Genomic DNA, 14647 nt, shown 5'->3' on the forward strand with positions numbered 1-14647 from the left:
CGTGTGAGCGCGCGGCGGGTGTGCGGATCCGGACGCGCCGGGCGTGCGGCACCGGGCGTTCGCGGAGCCGGGTGCATAGGGTGCGCCGGGCGTACAGAAGCGGACGGATCGGGCGTAAGGATCCGCCGCATGCACCGGCGTGTCACAGCGATGCTGCAATCCCTCCCCGACCTGTTGATCAACCGACACCCAGTCAGTGCCACCGGGTACCGTCGATGTGTGGCTGGCAATGGATACGACAACGGACAGGGCGCCGCAGACCCCCGGCTGGGCTGGCCGGCGGCGCCCGGTGGGCCTTCGGGTGCGCGCACGCAGGCCGGGCAGTACGGGCGCGGGCAGCAGGACGAGCCGCCGTACGCGTCCGGTCAGCCCGAGTTCTTCACCGCGCCGCACGAGGTGTATCCGGGCGGGGCGGGGGCGCACGGGGGCGGGCCGGCGGCGCAGCCGGGAGGACCATCGGCGGACGAACCCGGTCACACCCGGGCCTTCGCCATCGGCGAGCAGCCTTACCCGTACGGTGAGCCGCCGAACCAGCAGTCGTACGAGCCTTACGGGCAGCAGTTCGGACAGCAGGGCTACCCGGACCAGGGGCAGTACCAGGGGCAGCCGCAGGGCTACGGCCCGGGTTACGACGAGCCGCAGGGCTACCCCGGCCAGGACAACGTCGCGGTCTACCGGGCCGGCGGCCAGTCCTCGCCGCACGTCGGCGGGCCGCGGCTGCCCTGGAAGCAACTGCTGGTGGGCATGTACCGGGAGCCGGTCAGGACCTTCGACCGGATGCGGGACCACCAGGTGTGGCTGCCCGCACTGTCCGTCTCGCTGATCTACGGCGTGCTCGCCGTGCTCGGCATCGGCGCCACCCACAACGACGTGGTCAACTCCACCTTCTCGGTGGCGCTCTGGGCGATCGTCGCGGCGGCGGTCGGCTTCACCCTGGCCGGCGGGATGCTCGGTGCGGTGACGTACGCGCTGGCGAGGCAGCTCGGCGGGGACGGGCCCTGGCAGTCGACGATCGGCCTGGCCGTACTGATCGGCTGGACCACGGACGCACCGCGGCTGCTGTTCGCCCTCTTCCTGCCCGCGAGCAACGTCGTGGTGCAGGTGCTCGGCTGGGGGACCTGGTTGTTCTGCGCCTTCCTGCTGACCAGCATGGTGCGCCGACTGCACGACCTGCCCTGGGGCAAGGCGGCGGGCGCGGCGGCGCTGCAGCTGGTGGCACTGCTGGTACTGATCAAACTGCCGACGCTGGGCTGAGCCGGGAGCGCCGGGGCCGGCGGGCGGTGGTCGCAGCGCCGAGGCCGGTGTCGTGGATGCCGAGCCGAGCCGGGTCGGTGCGGGTACGGCGGAGCTAGGGTGGGGGCTGCCCCGCTTCCTTCGACGGTGCCTCTCCACCCTCTTCCCGTGCACGGAGCCAACGAATGACCCTCCTCCCCACCACCCACGTCAGCTTCCCGGCCGGGGAGGTGAGCGGCGAGTCGACCGTGCTCGCCGTGCACGCGCTGGCCGACGGCCGGTACGCCGTGGTCACCGAGGCGACCCCGTTCCACCCGCTCGACCACACCTGGCCCGACCAGCCCGCCGACCTCGGCGAGCTCACCGTCGGCGGCGTCGACTACCCCGTGGTGGACTGCGTGACCGGCGCCGTCGGCCCCGAGGGCGGCGAGCTGCTGGTGGGCGCCGGGATCCCGGTGCGACGGGGCGACGAGGAGTGGTCCTGGCTGGTGCTGCACGTGGTCGAGACGGAGCCGACCGACGCGGTCGGGCAGCTCGCCGAGCTGCGCGTGGACGCGGACCGCCGGGCCCTGCTCTCCGCCGCGCACAGCGGCTGCCACCTGCTCGCCCTGGCCCTGAACGCCGCCCTCGCCCCGCGCTGGCGCAAGGACCCGGGCCGCGCCGACGCCTTCGGCAACCCCGACTTCGACAGCCTCGCCATGGCCTCCTCGGTGATGGACACCGAGGCAAGCACCGACACCTACCGGCTCGGCAAGTCCCTGCGCAAGAAGGGCTTCACCACGGAGGCCACCGAGGAGTACCCCGCGCTGGCGGACGCCCTCCCCGAGCTCACCGAGGCCGTCAACGCCCAGCTCGCCGCCTGGGTCGCGGCAGACGCGGCGGTCCGCATCGAGGTGCCGGGCCCCGAGCTGACCGCCCGCCGTCGCTGGCACTGCGAACTCCCGGCCGGCCCCGCCGAGATCTTCTGCGGCGGCACCCACCTGCACCACCTCGGCGAACTGGCCGAGCTGCGCACCGAACTGCTGCTCTCCGAGGACGGCAGCGAGCTGGTCGCGGTCACCCGCCCGAAGCGGGCCTGAGCACGGCGGAGGGGGCGTACGGATCTGTCCGTACGCCCCCTCTGTCGTCTGACGTCACACCTGGGTGCGGTGGAAGTTCACGTGCGAGCGCGACGGCGTCGGGCCGCGCTGGCCCTGGTAGCGCGAGCCGTACCGCTCGGAGCCGTACGGGTGCTCGGACGGCGAGGAGAGCCGGAACAGGCAGAGCTGGCCGATCTTCATGCCCGGGTAGAGCTTGATCGGCAGGGTGGCCACGTTCGACAGCTCCAGCGTGACGTGCCCGCTGAAGCCCGGGTCGATGAAGCCCGCGGTGGAGTGCGTCAGCAGCCCGAGTCGGCCGAGGCTGGACTTGCCCTCCAGTCGGGAGGCCACGTCGTCCGGCAGCGTGATCACTTCGTACGTCGAGGCCAGCACGAACTCGCCCGGGTGCAGGATGAACGCGTCATCGCCCTCCGGCTCGACCAGCCGCGTCAGGTCCGGCTGCTCCTCGGAGGGGTCGATGTGCGGGTAGCGGTGGTTCTCGAACACCCGGAAGAAACGGTCCAGCCGGACGTCGATGCTGGAGGGCTGGACCATCGCAGGGTCGAACGGGTCGATCACGACCCGACCCTTGTCGATCTCGGTACGGATGTCCTTGTCAGAGAGCAGCACGCTTCGAGAGTACGTGCACACGTGGGCCCCGGCCGAATCCGGCCGGGGCCCACGTCGTCCGTCCTGCCCTGTGGCAGCCCGGTTCCCCGCCACTCAGGCCAGGAACTGAGCCGCCTCCAGCCGCATCGCACGCGCCAGTTGCGGCGCCGACAGCTCGCTCACATCGGCCGGAACCGAACTGCGCAGCCGTCCGCACCGCGGACAGCGGATCAGTCGGCCGGGACCGAGTCGGCCGGGGCCGAGCTGCTGCATCGGGAACGTGCTGGTGCTGAACAGGTGCCCCTCGGCACAACGAACGACGGTGCGCTGCTCCATCGATCCCCTTCCCATTCTTCCCCGTACTCGCGCCACTGCGGCGGCAGCACCCCACGGCCGCGGCCCCCTGCGGAACCGTGGTCCTGCGAAGCTGCCATCCCCCAGGAGACAGCCGTCCCGGCGGATCGGTCGTCCTCATGGAACGCCCGTTCCTGCGGAACTGCCGTACCCGTGGCCGGTGTCCACACGGGCCCCTCGCCCAGGACAGCGACACATTAGGGGATGTTCCGGACATTCCGCGCAGCGGCTCGCCGCCCCGCCCATCCCAGCGGGGCGGCCCACACAGTACGCCTCACCCCACTCGCGCGCATCGACCCGACGCCGCGTTCACGCCAGGCCCGAGTACCCCCTCGGATGGGGTAGAGTGTGAAGCAGTCGAGCGGTCACTGACGGCTCGTCAGGCGGGCGTAGTTTAATGGTAGAACATGAGCTTCCCAAGCTTAGAGCGCGAGTTCGATTCTCGTCGCCCGCTCCAATGGTAAAGGCCCAGGTCAGGGACATGATCCCGGATCTGGGCCTTTCGCGTTTTCGATTCTGTTGTGTGCTCCGTGCCCCCGGCGTGCCCTTTGGATCAGGCGGCGGTCTCGTCCAGATCCGCCGTGCACTTGCCCAGCTTCCGGTTGATCTCTGCATCCATCGCGTTGGCGATCTTCTTGTCCTGCTCGCTGGTGGCGTGCTGGTAGATCAATGCGGCCCGGACGGACGCGTGCCCCATGCGGGCCATGAGGTCCTTCAGGCTTGCGCCGGTGCTGGCCGCCAGGGTGTTGCCGGTGTGGCGCAGGTCGTAGAACGTGAAGTTCTTCGGCAGGCCGGTCACCTTGGCGCGGGCCTTGCGCCAGATCCGGCCGAAGGAGCTGCGACGGAACGGCGCACCCTTCTCGCCGACGAACAGCAGGCCGTCGTCTCCCTTTTCGGCGAACAGCTCCAGGTGCATCCGCACGTCCGGGAGCGCGGCGGCGGGGATGGTGACCTTGCGCTTGCCCGCCTCGGTCTTGGGATCACCCACGACGCGCCGGCCGGTGTTCAGCTCTGGCGCTGCCTTGCGGACCCGGACCGTACCGGCGACGAGATCCACGTCCGAGCGTCGCAGCTCGGCGAGTTCCTCGGGCCTGAGCGTGGTGAAAGCGGCGAGGAGCACCATCGCGCGCCACCGAGCACCGACCAGTTCGGCCAGCTCATACACCTGCTCAATCGTGGCGATCTCGCGTTCCGGAGCCGATTCCTTTCCTGCACCCTTGATCCGGCAGGGGTTCCGGACTACCAGCTCGTCATCCACGGTCGTGGCGAAGATCGCCTTGAGCAGCCGGTACGCCTTGGCGGTGGTCGTGCGCTTGCCGGTGGCGATCATCTCTGCCCGCCAGGCGCGGACCCGGGGAGCTGTGATCTCATCGAGGTTCAACTCCCCGAACGTCGGTGCGAGATGAAGCCGGAGGAGCCTCTCGTACAGCTCCACCGTAAGCGGCTCAAGGTCACGCTCCTTGATCCAAGCCTCGGCGTACTCCTTGAAGTTGACCGCCCCGGCTTCCGGGTCGCGCCAGTTCTTCTGGCGGATCGTGGTCTGCATCTCGGCCAGCCAGTCATCGGCGTCCGCAACGGTCGCAAACGTCTCCGGCGCTGGCCGAAGGACGCCGTTCGGGTCGGGGTAGCGGGCCTGGTAGCGGCCGGACGGGAGCTTGCGGATTCGGCCGAACTGGCGCCGCTTCTTGCGCTTCGGAGGCATCAGGCCACCGCCCGCAGACGGCGCCGCCGAGTGATGGGCTGCACGGTGTTGGCCTCGATGTACGCGGCCAGGGCATCAGCCGAGATGCGCACGTGGCGGCCGACCTTGACGAACGCGATACGCCGTTCGGCGACCAGGCGGCGGGGGAAGCGTTCCCCGCTGGTTTCCCAGGTGCCGAGGTGTTCGGCCACCTCCTTGACCGTCATCAGACGATCCATCCCAGTGCCTCCTCTTCTCGCGCGATCAACGCGGTCAGCTCCTCTCGGGCGGTGATGCGGTTCTCGTGCAGCTCGCGGGCGATGGACGCGGCGAGCATCGACTCACCGGGGGAGTGGCCTGCCCCGGCGAAGCTCCAGTGAGCGACGACCAAGGTCTCTGCCTCGGGCAGGTCGTCCAGGTCCGGCAGGCCGGCGGACAGCAGGCGGTCACGCAGGTCCCGGCGTGCCTGTTCGGCGCGGAAGTCGGCCCGGACCTGACGCAGAGCACCGAGGGTGGTCGAGTAGCTAGGGGACTTGCTGGAGAAATGGCCCCGGAAGCCGAGCATGTGGGACCAGTGCGCGAGCAGCCGGTCCGGGTAGAGGGGGTCGAGGTCCCAACAGGTCTCGATCAGGCGGCGGGTGTGCTCGGGCAAGTCGTGCCGGTCGAGTTCGTGGCGTTCGAGGATGCGACGGTCCACGGTTTCGGTGGTCTCGGCGCTTTTGGTGGCGTATTTGGCCACGTAGGAGGCGACGGCCTGTTCGGAGATCTCGCCGGAACCGAAGGCGCCGATCGGGCGTACGTCGACCTGCTCACCCCAGCGCAGCACCCGGGCCGGGAGGTCACCGGCAGCCGCGACCGGGACGCCGGCACGGCGAGCGGCGGCCCGGATCGAGGCGTCCAGCAGGGCCACGGTTGCCCAGGCCGGAGGCGGGGTGTCGGTACCCTCGGGACCGTCGATGCGGATCACGGCGTGGAAGTGCACCGCGCCGCGGCGCTGGTATTCCGCCACCTTGCCGAACGAGATCTTCGCCTGTTCCTTGAACTCCCGTTGGTAGAGCCCGGCCATCTTGGCCATCGTGCGGAACAGGTAGATGGTGAAGCGGCGCCACAGGTCGGGGGCGTGGTTGTTCCAGAGCACGGCGTGCGCGTAGTTGTAGCGCTCCGGATCCAACGGGGTGCCCAGCAGCGGGGAACCGGCAGAATGGGCGGTGCCGCAGCGGCACGAGCCCTTGTCAGGGCGGTTGTGGACCGCGCCGAAGCTCGGTGCGGTGAGCGTGGCGAACACCCGGGGGTGCGAGCGGACCGAGGTGGCTACGCCCTTGGTTTCGTCGCCGGCGAGTCCGGCGCGGATCAGGTGGAAGGTATCCGCCGAGTAGGTGCGGGCGCAGGCCGGGCAGCGGGAGGCCCGGCGGTTGCCGCAGGCGACCTTGAGCCGGTGACCGGGCTCGTGCTCGGTCGAGTAGCGGTGCCAGACGGCGCCGGTCGGGGCATGCATCAGGGTGCGGAAGCCCTTGAGGTGGATCGGGTTCGCGCAGCCGCCGGTTCGGCGGATCTGCTCGGTGAGCCTGGGGAGGTCTCCACGGCCGGCCAGGCGGGCGAGGTCTGCGAGGACGAGGCGGTCGGCTTCATCCGGGAGGATTCTGGTGGCTTTCACACGGCTGCCTTCGGTCGGGTGGAGGTGAGGAACTGGGCGGCCACGTAGGTGGTGTAGGCCGGAGGGATGGCTTCGGCGATCTCGCGGCGTACGTCGGTCCAGTGGATGCCCATGGCGTCCTGCCACTGGGGCACGGTGCCTTTGCCGCCGCCTTCGCCGTAGACCGCGAAGTACGGTCCCTCGAACCACTGGCCGTGGCGCATGCCGGCGACGCGACCCCGGTGCGGTCGGTGGGCGGGGGCGGTCGCGGTGAAGCCGTGGACTTCGAAATAGCGGTGGCGGATCACCCGGAGGCCGAACATCTCGCCACAGAGCGTCAGGTCCCGGCGCAGCGGGGATCCTTGGACGTTCTCCAGGACGAAGGGGACCCCCGAGGCGGTGAGCACGTCCCGCAGCGGGCCGAGGATGTCGGGGTAGCTGCGGCCCTTGTTGGTGCCCTTGGTCAGAGCGGAGTGGGACTGGCAGGGCGGCGAGGCGTGCACGAAGTCGAAGAGGTGGGCATTCGCCGCGGCGTACTTGACGGCGTCGGCTCGGATGAACTCGAAGGGGTAGCTGGGTTGGGGGTCCACGTCGACACCGACCACCTCGAACCCTGCCTGGTGGTAGCCCATCGCGGCACCGCCGGCGCAGCAGCAGAGATCGAGGACGCGAAGACCGTTCGCGGGGCGGGCGGGGAGCTGGAACACGGGATCACCTCCGGTGGGGAGGCCCCGGGGCCGGTGGACGCACGGTCCCGGGGCGGTGTGGTTAGGACTTGTCGGGGCTGGGCTTGGTGTGCTGGTCGGTCCAGGTCTCGGCGCAGACCTTGTGCACGGGCTTGCCTCGGTCGGAACGGAGGTTGGTCGGCTCGTCGCAGATGCCGCAGGGCTCGGCCTTGTTGTCCCAGTGCCGGGAGTCACGCCAGTCGAAGAGGGCGGCCATGGCGATCAGCCCCGGGCGGTGGTGAGGGCGGCGGTGCGGGTGGGGACGGTGCCGGTGCCGTGGCAGGTGGGGCACCAGGCGTGGGCGGTGGCGCGGGTGCCGTCCGGGCGGCGGGTGCCGGTGTCGATGGCGGCCTGGGCGAAGCCGTCGCAGTCGGGGCAGATCCGCCTCGGGGCGTGGGTGTGCTGGGGCATGATGGTGGTCTCCTTCTGGGCCTTGTCTCTGGGAGGGGTTGCGGTCTCCGGGGCGGCGGGATGCTTGGCGGCTTTTGCCGCCCCGGAGGCTGGTGGTGGCGCGTCGGCGATTAGCCGGGATACCGGCCGGCCGGTGGCTACTTCCGGCTTCAGCGGCGACCCGGCTTCTGGGGCTGGGCGGTGTGGGAAGCGGCGTTGGCGGAGGCGTCCTGGTAGGCCATCCGGTACAGCGGGAGGCTGTTGGTCAGCGGACTGTCCGGCCGGGCGGAGATCTCGCCGATCTTGCGCGCGAGTCCGTCTGCGCGGTGCTGTTCCTCGGCGGCGAACGTCTCGGACGGCTGCTGGTGGTTCTTCTTGAACATGGCTGCTCCTTCAGATTCCTGGGACTGGGTTGCGGTCTCCGGGGCGGTGGGATGCTTGGCGGCTTTTGTCGTCCCGGTGGTCTGGTCTGGTCAGGTCCAGCGGTTGGCGGACTTCTTGGCGGTCTGCTCGTTGGCGGTCCGCTCGGCCTGCTCGCGTTCGATGGCGGCCTGCTTGATCCGGTCGATCTGGGCGTCGTACTTGGCGAGGTTCTTGCCGCGGGTGGCGGCGAGGGGCCTTGCCGACGATGTAGGTCAGGCGGGCCTTCTCGGCGGTGGTGTAGTACTGCGGTTCGGCCATGGTCAGATCCCCAAGTTGGTTGCGCGGGCGGTGGCGTGGTGCAGGAGGTGGTGGATGTCGGCCTGTCGGGTGGTGGGGGCGTCGTTGTACTCGTCCGGCGAGCTGACGGGGTGCCCAGTGGCGTGGAGGACTTCCATCACCTGGACGCGGGCCCGCAGGACGGTGGTGGGCGTGCCGTAGCCGTGGGCGAGGACGGCGGCCTGTGCGCCGAGGAGGCAGACCCGGCCGGCGGTGTCCCACATGGCGCCCTGGAGCCAGCCGTGGTGGGTGATGTACCGGGAGGTCAGTGCGAGGTGGTCGGCGACGCTCACCGGCACCGGCCGGGCCAGGCGATGAGTTAGCCGGTCGAGGAGGGTCGGCCGGGGTAGCGGGTAGCCGGTGTTCCAGGGCTGCACGGTGCTGCCGAGCGGGCAGACGTACGGGGCAGTGGGCCGGGCCGGGGCCGGGAGGGAGGCAAGGTAGGCCTCGATCTCGGCGACGAGGGCGGCACCTTCCGGGGTAAGCAGGAGCCTTTCGGGGGTCAGTGCGAGGGCGGTGGTCATGTCGTCCCCCGGTCACTTCTGGGTGTTGTTGACGATGTCGACCCCGGACTTGGTCGTGCCGTCGATGGCGGGGGCGATGAAGGTGTGGGCGAGGTAGAAGCCGAACAGGGCGACCATGACGACGATCCACAGGCGGACGCCGAGGAACTTGACCGTGGCCCAGGTCGCCACGCCGAGGACGAACACGAGGGGCAGGGTGATGTGCACGGTGGTCTCCTAGCGGACGGTGCAGCGGTGGGTGCGGGCAGCAATCTCGGCGGCGGCCCGGGAGTCGTAGTCGGCGGAGAAGCCGCAGCGCGGGGCGGTACAGGCGGCGGTGTGCTTCTCGCGACCGTGGCCGTCGTAGTAGGTGGCGACCTGGACGGGGCCGATGCGGATCAGGTTGCGCGGCCGGATCGGACGGGGCATTGCAGAACTCCTCTCTGTGTCAGGAGAGTTGGGAGGCAATGGCGGCGGCGAAGTGCGGCGGGACACCGAGGCGGGCGCGGAGGGTTTCGGCGTCGATGGCTTGGCCGGTGCGGGCGTGGTGGTCGGCGGCGACCTTGCGGGCGTGGTCGACCAGGGCGGCGGGCACGGCGACCGGCGGAACAGGGGTCGGGGGCGGTCCGGGCAGCGCGGGCGCGCTGGTGGCGGGCTCGACGGCTGTCGGTTCGGGTTCCGTCACCGGGATGTCGGCAGGCTCCTCGGGCTCCTCGTAGAGCGAGAGTTCGGGTTCCGTGTGCTCGGACTCGGTGGCCGGCGGCGGGGTGGAACTATGGGCGAGGAGAGTGCCGCCGAAGAAGGCGAGTGCGGGCCATCCGGCGACGAGGATCCGCAGCCAGGCCGGGACCTGTGCGAGGTCGAGCAGTCCCGCCGTGGCGATGTTCGCACCGAGGGAGGCGGCCAGAGCGATGGCGAACCAGGACCAGGCAGACCGGGCCGGTTGGCCGTTGGCCCGCAAGGTGCGCATGCGGTGCCAGGCGGCGACCAGGAGCAGATCGACGGAGATGGGGTAGGCCCAGGCCTTCCAGCCGTGCTGTCCGGCGGCTTGGGCGAGGTCGTGGAGGTGGGCGAAGGACAGGGCACCGGCGATGACGGCTTGCACGATCACCGCATCAGGGCGGGGCAGGCGCATCGGTCGGTCTCCTTCCGGGTGTTGAGGCCGGGGCCGGGCGGGGCTTGGGAGTTGCCTGCCGCCCGGTCCCGGCGGTCTTGGTGGCTACTTGGAGGCCGTGCCGGTGCCGAGGCAGGTCGGGCAGAGCACCTGGACCTCACCGACTGGGTGGGCCTTCTTGCCCCGACCGACGATGTGGGTCTCGTTGACCCAGCCCTCACCGGCACAGGCCGGGCACTTGGCCGGGGCGATGGTCTTGGTCTTGCGGGCGGTGGCGGCCATGGCTCACGCTTCCTTGTCGGTCTGGGCGGCGGCGTAGCGCTCCAGGGCGGCGAGGTAGCCGGCGGTCTCGGCAGCCAGCTCCCTGGCGAAGGCGAGGTGGTCGGCCAGCGGGAGCTTGTCGTGGCCGGTGATCGTCAGGGTCACGGAGTCGGACCACAGGGACAAGATCGGAGCGCGCTGGTCGCTGTACTCGTGGCAGGTCACCCAGGTCTTGCCTTCGACGGTGAAGGACATGGCGGCGGTCATGCGATCACTCCTCGTAGGTGTCGTTGTCGCCGTACCAGGGGCAGTCGCGTTCGTCGTGGTCGATGCCGGTCTCGGCGCCGTCGGTGTCGCCGCAGTGCTCGCAGAACACAGGGATCTCCTTCGTGGTTGTCGGCCCGTTTCGGGCATGGCGGGGGTAGGGAGCTGGCGCGAAGGCGGTCGCGCCGACCGGGGAGAGGTGGATCAGCCGGTGGCCGGGCGGGGCTTGGTCAGTGGCGTGGCGTCGACCGGGACGGTCGCCAGCGGGACGTAAGGGCGAAAGCTGGCCAGCGTCGGCAGGTCGGGGACCAGGTGGGCCGATTCACGGCAGGCCCGCGCCGCGTCGGCAAGGGAGAGTTCGGGGGTGCGGATGCGGCACCAGCCACCGGAGGAGTCCCCCGCGACCGCTATCCCCGGCGTTTCCGGCGGGATCGATGTAGCGGCAGCCATGGCTTCGGGGGCGATGTCTCCGAGGCCCATTTCTGCGGTCTGGCGGTCGTTTACCCGGTGCACGACGCGGCCGGAGAGCTGAGCCCGCAGCATCGTCGCGCCCTTGCCCAGCTCGGAGCCGAACCTCTGGCCGCATGCCTCCAGGTAGATTCCCGCCGCACGGCCGAGCTGAGCGAGCCGGATCAGCTGGGTGACCATGCGGTCCCGCCGTTTCTCGTCCGCCGAGGTGGCCACCAGGAACAGCTCAGCCACTTCGTCCACCAGAAAGACCAGCGGCACCGGTCGCAGCTTGGCGGGCAGGCCCCAGATGTCGGACGTGATCTCCTCATTCGGGGTGCCCTTGCCAATGCCCTGCTGATCGCGGATCAGGTCGTAGCGCTCTTCCATCTCCGTGACCAGGGCATCCAGCAGTTCGGCCGCCTGCTCAGGGTCGATTGCCAGGGCGGACAGCCGTGCCGCGAAAGGGGACAGCTCCACACCCTTCTTGCAGTCGATCCCCACCAGCGCGACCCGATGCGGGGCAAGACCCTTGATCAGGTTGCGGATGTAGACGGACTTGCCCGACTGCGTGGCGCCCAGCGTCAAGGCGTGCGGGATAGCCCGATAGTCACGGACGAACGCGGTCCCGTCTTCCCGGAGCGCCACCGGCACCACCATCGGGCCGGACGGCAGCCGGCGCGGCATCCGCACCTTGCGCAGCACATCGAAGCCAACCATCCGAAGCTCGACCACACCGGGTTTGACCACCGAGACGTGGACTCCGTGAACGCCCCACGCGTGGCGGAGACGTTCCGCCGAGGCAGCCACGTCCGCTGGCTCCTGTCCGGGAGCGAGCCGAAGCCGGACAGAAAGGCCGGTGGTCGTCGGCCGCAGTCGGCGGATCCTCGGTGGTACCGGCCGAATCTCCCGCCGAGTGGTGGCCCGCAGCATCAGGACCCGCAGCCGGGACGGCGTCACCGTCAACCCGCACGCGTCCATCGTGCTGCCGTAGGTAGCGGCGAACCGAGCTGTCGTAACCGGCAGGCCAATCGCCGACCAGTAGATCGCCGGAGCCTTCGCCCGGGCGAACGCGGCGCCGCCAGCAGCAGCGGCTAGAGGTCCGCCTAACTCAACCAGTGTCAGCGCCCCCGACATGGCGTCAGCCCTGAGCCGGAACGAGGGAGGTGACGAGCGCCGCCCGGAACGAGATCCCGTGCCGTTTCTGGCCGTTGAACTCGTTCTCCCAGTCGCGGGCCTTGAGTCCGGTCACCGCTACCGGCATACCCACGGTCAGCCCCTCCGACAGGCCGGTCTCCGGGACCGAGACGGTGTAGAGGCTCGCCTCGCCCTCATCTGCGATCGTCAGCCCGATCGTCATCATCTTGGCGCCGGTCTCCCGGTCGATCGCGATCTCACCGGTCTGCTTGTTCACCAGCTTCGGCGCCGGGGGCACCGCCACGAACACGAACGCCGTCGAGGTGTCGACCTTGAACACAGCCATGGAGCTATCTCCTCTAGATGAGGCTTGCTCCTGCACTCATGTACAGGAGTGATGTCTAAAAGAGTGCCCGACTCCTGTACATGAGTCAACCCGCCGCGAGAAAGAATCTTGCGACGGGTTGGGGAAGTTGACTGAAGGTCAGTCTCGGGCGGGGAAGCGGTAGTCAAGAACGAACTGGTCAGCCGCCATGACGGTGTCGCAGACCTCCACCACGCGGCCGTCCGTGGTGATCGCGTCCCGGACGAGATGGATCACGGGTGAGCCCGGGCTCAGGGCCAGTGCGGCGGTCTCCGGCTTGGTCGCCAATCGAGCCCGCACGGTCTCTGTGAACTCTGCGAGCTGATGGCGGTGTTCCTCCAGTCGCGCGTAGATCCCGCCGGGGCCGGGGTTCTCGGCGAACATCTCGGGAATGTCCTTGACCACGTCCCACGGCAGGTACGACGTGGCCTCCTCGGTCGGGATCCCGTCCCTGAAGTACCTGCGCTTGCGGGCGAGCACCTGGGTGCCGGCGGGAATGCTCAGCCGCTCGGCGATCTCCGAGCGTGCTTCCGTCGGGCCGACGAAGAGCACCGTCACCGATGGCGTACCGCCGGACACCTCCGCCTCAGCAAGGTACGCGGCCTTACCGGCGTTGCGGTGAGCGCGGCGGAACCGGTCCGATGACTTCCGTTGCACCGGAGGGCGGGACCGTACGAAGGAGCCCTTGCCGTGGTGCGTCTCGATGAGCTGGGAAGTTCGCAGCTCGGCAATCGCCTTGCGCACTGTGCCGGAGGCGACCCCGTACCGCTGCATCAGCTCGGCTTCACTGGGGACTGCCGAGCCAGGAGCCAGCGCACCCGACTTGATCTGTGCGGCGAGGTCATCCGCGATCTGCAGATACTTCGCCTTGGCCGACGAGGCCACGTCACCACTCGCCATAGTCCTTCTGGGCTCCTATTCTCCTGTACATGAGTAACAGCGCCGAGAAGGCCCCGTCAACGCCGCTCCACTCCGTGTCCGTGGCGGGGGCTGTTGTGCGCGAAGACGGGCGGGTACTCGCGATCCGCAGGGCCGACAATGGCACCTGGGAACCGCCGGGTGGCGTGCTGGAGCTGACCGAGACCGTCGAGGACGGCGTGCGCCGCGAGATCTACGAGGAGACCGGGCTCAAGGTCAGCGTCGAGCGACTGACCGGCGTCTACAAGAACGTGACCCGCGGCGTGGTTGCTCTGGTCTTCCGATGCCATCCGGAGGGCGGGGAAGAGCAGCTATCGGACGAGTCGACGGCTGTCGACTGGCTCACGCCTGCGGAGGTCTCGGACCGGATGGCCGAGGTCTACGCGGTACGGATGCTCGACGCCCTTCGGGAGGAGGCGGCCCCGAGCATCCGCACGCACGACGGCCGGCACTGGCTCGGCGAGGCCGCTGCCAGCTGAATCAGCGAGCCGACGAGCGCTGCCCGATCTGGGCCCAGACGCTCCTGCGACGGGCCACGGCGAACACTGCGTCGACTTGGCTCGGTGCCAGGAGCGGCGGTCGAGCGGAAAGCGTGGGAACAATCTGCTCGCCGTCGAGAACGGTGACAGCCGGCTCTTCTGCCTTGTGCGTGAGCGTCCGTGCGCCGACGACGGCGATCACCGGTTGAACCGGCACCTCGAAACCGCACCAGCGCTTCAGCAGAACGGCAGTCCGTCGACCCTCGAACTCCGAGTTCTCGATGTAGGGGAAGCTGTTCCTGTTGACGGTCACCCGTTTGTCCTCGACCCAGACCGAAGCGTCCGGGTGGTGCTTGGTGTTCACGGTAAACACCCCCGGTGGACCTATCACCACACGATCGATGTCGGAGCCACTCGGCAGCGGAACGCCGTGCAGCACGTACCAGCCAGAGCTCTTGAGCTTGTCGAGAAGCCGACCAACGAGCACCTCACCATCCAGCCCTTTGGACAGTTCAGGGCGAGTGAGGTCATCCCGAGCAATCCGGGCGGCCACGCGTACCAGCCACTTCCGCTTGCCTTGATCAGCCTGGATCATGCCCTGAACCCCAGCGCCAGGCCGATTCCCAACAAGGTCATCGTCGCTGGTGAACGGCGGTAGGGCAGGAATCGAAGCCGGTGGTACTGGCGGGGGCGACGAGGGACGGACTGGCACACCGGTTGCAACGGTCGGTGGCGGGATCGATCGGCCGGACGTCTG

General features: G+C 69.5%; 22 protein-coding genes and 1 tRNA gene. 4 read left to right on the forward strand and 19 right to left on the reverse strand.

Annotated elements, in window-relative coordinates:
* Window positions 1-219 precede the first annotated feature (219 nt).
* Window positions 220-1254 carry a Yip1 family protein gene (locus ACZ5ON_RS23760; RefSeq protein WP_465596113.1) on the forward strand — a complete coding sequence of 345 codons (1035 nt, stop codon included), beginning with the start codon at window positions 220-222 and terminating at the stop codon, window positions 1252-1254.
* Window positions 1255-1418: 164 nt separating this feature from the next.
* Window positions 1419-2312: an alanyl-tRNA editing protein gene (locus ACZ5ON_RS23765; protein ID WP_465596116.1), complete on the forward strand. Its 894-nt coding sequence runs from the start codon at window positions 1419-1421 to the stop codon at window positions 2310-2312.
* Window positions 2313-2366: 54 nt separating this feature from the next.
* Here the strand turns inward: ACZ5ON_RS23765 and dcd are convergent, their stop codons facing one another.
* Together dcd and ACZ5ON_RS23775 are read right to left on the reverse strand one after the other, a co-directional pair.
* Window positions 2367-2942, reverse strand: coding sequence for a dCTP deaminase (gene dcd, locus ACZ5ON_RS23770; RefSeq protein ID WP_344639216.1), 576 nt, complete (start codon window positions 2940-2942; stop codon window positions 2367-2369).
* Window positions 2943-3035: 93 nt separating this feature from the next.
* Window positions 3036-3272: a hypothetical protein gene (locus tag ACZ5ON_RS23775; protein WP_344639217.1), complete on the reverse strand. Its 237-nt coding sequence runs from the start codon at window positions 3270-3272 to the stop codon at window positions 3036-3038.
* A 386-nt stretch (window positions 3273-3658) separates the two neighbouring features.
* Here ACZ5ON_RS23775 and ACZ5ON_RS23780 point away from each other — a divergent pair.
* Window positions 3659-3732, forward strand: a tRNA-Gly gene (locus tag ACZ5ON_RS23780).
* Between the two features lie 96 nt (window positions 3733-3828).
* On the opposite strand, the gene ACZ5ON_RS23785 is transcribed toward ACZ5ON_RS23780, so the two are convergent.
* The 16 genes from ACZ5ON_RS23785 to ACZ5ON_RS23860 form a co-directional block, all read right to left on the reverse strand.
* A complete protein-coding gene (locus ACZ5ON_RS23785; RefSeq protein ID WP_465596120.1) occupies window positions 3829-4977 on the reverse strand; it encodes a tyrosine-type recombinase/integrase in 1149 nt (382 codons plus the stop codon).
* Entirely contained in the window at window positions 4977-5195 is a 219-nt protein-coding gene (locus ACZ5ON_RS23790; RefSeq protein WP_465596123.1) for an excisionase family DNA-binding protein, read from the reverse strand. The genes ACZ5ON_RS23785 and ACZ5ON_RS23790 overlap by 1 nt, the downstream gene beginning before the upstream one ends.
* Window positions 5183-6610 (reverse strand): replication initiator protein RepSA, encoded by a 1428-nt coding sequence (repSA, locus tag ACZ5ON_RS23795; protein ID WP_465596126.1) that lies wholly within the window; start codon window positions 6608-6610, stop codon window positions 5183-5185. Before repSA ends, ACZ5ON_RS23790 begins: the two co-directional genes overlap by 13 nt.
* Window positions 6607-7296: a DNA cytosine methyltransferase gene (locus ACZ5ON_RS23800; protein WP_465596129.1), complete on the reverse strand. Its 690-nt coding sequence runs from the start codon at window positions 7294-7296 to the stop codon at window positions 6607-6609. The genes repSA and ACZ5ON_RS23800 overlap by 4 nt, the downstream gene beginning before the upstream one ends.
* A 61-nt stretch (window positions 7297-7357) precedes the next feature.
* Window positions 7358-7531, reverse strand: a complete 174-nt coding sequence (locus ACZ5ON_RS23805; protein WP_465596131.1) for a hypothetical protein — start codon at window positions 7529-7531, stop codon at window positions 7358-7360.
* Between the two features lie 5 nt (window positions 7532-7536).
* Window positions 7537-7725: a hypothetical protein gene (locus ACZ5ON_RS23810; protein ID WP_465596134.1), complete on the reverse strand. Its 189-nt coding sequence runs from the start codon at window positions 7723-7725 to the stop codon at window positions 7537-7539.
* 149 nt (window positions 7726-7874) lie between these two features.
* On the reverse strand, window positions 7875-8087 hold the full coding sequence (locus ACZ5ON_RS23815; RefSeq protein ID WP_465596136.1) for a hypothetical protein: 213 nt from the start codon (window positions 8085-8087) through the stop codon (window positions 7875-7877).
* A 300-nt stretch (window positions 8088-8387) separates the two neighbouring features.
* Entirely contained in the window at window positions 8388-8927 is a 540-nt protein-coding gene (locus ACZ5ON_RS23820; protein WP_465596139.1) for a DUF6197 family protein, read from the reverse strand.
* Between the two features lie 12 nt (window positions 8928-8939).
* Window positions 8940-9134, reverse strand: coding sequence for a hypothetical protein (locus ACZ5ON_RS23825; RefSeq protein WP_465596141.1), 195 nt, complete (start codon window positions 9132-9134; stop codon window positions 8940-8942).
* Between the two features lie 9 nt (window positions 9135-9143).
* Window positions 9144-9335 (reverse strand): mobile element transfer protein, encoded by a 192-nt coding sequence (locus ACZ5ON_RS23830; RefSeq protein WP_465596144.1) that lies wholly within the window; start codon window positions 9333-9335, stop codon window positions 9144-9146.
* Between the two features lie 19 nt (window positions 9336-9354).
* A complete protein-coding gene (locus ACZ5ON_RS23835) occupies window positions 9355-10041 on the reverse strand; it encodes a DUF2637 domain-containing protein (protein WP_465596147.1) in 687 nt (228 codons plus the stop codon).
* An 84-nt stretch (window positions 10042-10125) separates the two neighbouring features.
* On the reverse strand, window positions 10126-10302 hold the full coding sequence (locus ACZ5ON_RS23840; protein WP_465596150.1) for a hypothetical protein: 177 nt from the start codon (window positions 10300-10302) through the stop codon (window positions 10126-10128).
* Between the two features lie 3 nt (window positions 10303-10305).
* Window positions 10306-10548 carry a hypothetical protein gene (locus tag ACZ5ON_RS23845; protein ID WP_465596153.1) on the reverse strand — a complete coding sequence of 81 codons (243 nt, stop codon included), beginning with the start codon at window positions 10546-10548 and terminating at the stop codon, window positions 10306-10308.
* Between the two features lie 201 nt (window positions 10549-10749).
* Window positions 10750-12129 carry an FtsK/SpoIIIE domain-containing protein gene (locus ACZ5ON_RS23850; RefSeq protein ID WP_465596156.1) on the reverse strand — a complete coding sequence of 460 codons (1380 nt, stop codon included), beginning with the start codon at window positions 12127-12129 and terminating at the stop codon, window positions 10750-10752.
* Window positions 12130-12133: 4 nt separating this feature from the next.
* Window positions 12134-12475 (reverse strand): SCO3933 family regulatory protein, encoded by a 342-nt coding sequence (locus ACZ5ON_RS23855; protein WP_465596159.1) that lies wholly within the window; start codon window positions 12473-12475, stop codon window positions 12134-12136.
* 138 nt (window positions 12476-12613) lie between these two features.
* A complete protein-coding gene (locus tag ACZ5ON_RS23860) occupies window positions 12614-13393 on the reverse strand; it encodes a GntR family transcriptional regulator (protein ID WP_465596162.1) in 780 nt (259 codons plus the stop codon).
* A gap of 17 nt (window positions 13394-13410) precedes the next feature.
* Between ACZ5ON_RS23860 and ACZ5ON_RS23865 the strand changes: the two genes are divergently transcribed.
* Window positions 13411-13890, forward strand: a complete 480-nt coding sequence (locus tag ACZ5ON_RS23865) for an NUDIX hydrolase (protein ID WP_465596292.1) — start codon at window positions 13411-13413, stop codon at window positions 13888-13890.
* Between the two features lies 1 nt (window position 13891).
* Here ACZ5ON_RS23865 and ACZ5ON_RS23870 read toward each other — a convergent pair whose 3' ends face one another.
* The gene (locus tag ACZ5ON_RS23870) at window positions 13892-14485 is read right to left on the reverse strand and encodes a nuclease-related domain-containing protein (protein ID WP_465596165.1); all 594 of its coding nucleotides are present in this window, start codon (window positions 14483-14485) and stop codon (window positions 13892-13894) included.
* Window positions 14486-14647 lie beyond the last annotated feature (162 nt).

It is taken from the genome of Kitasatospora sp. NPDC032150, assembly GCF_055579945.1.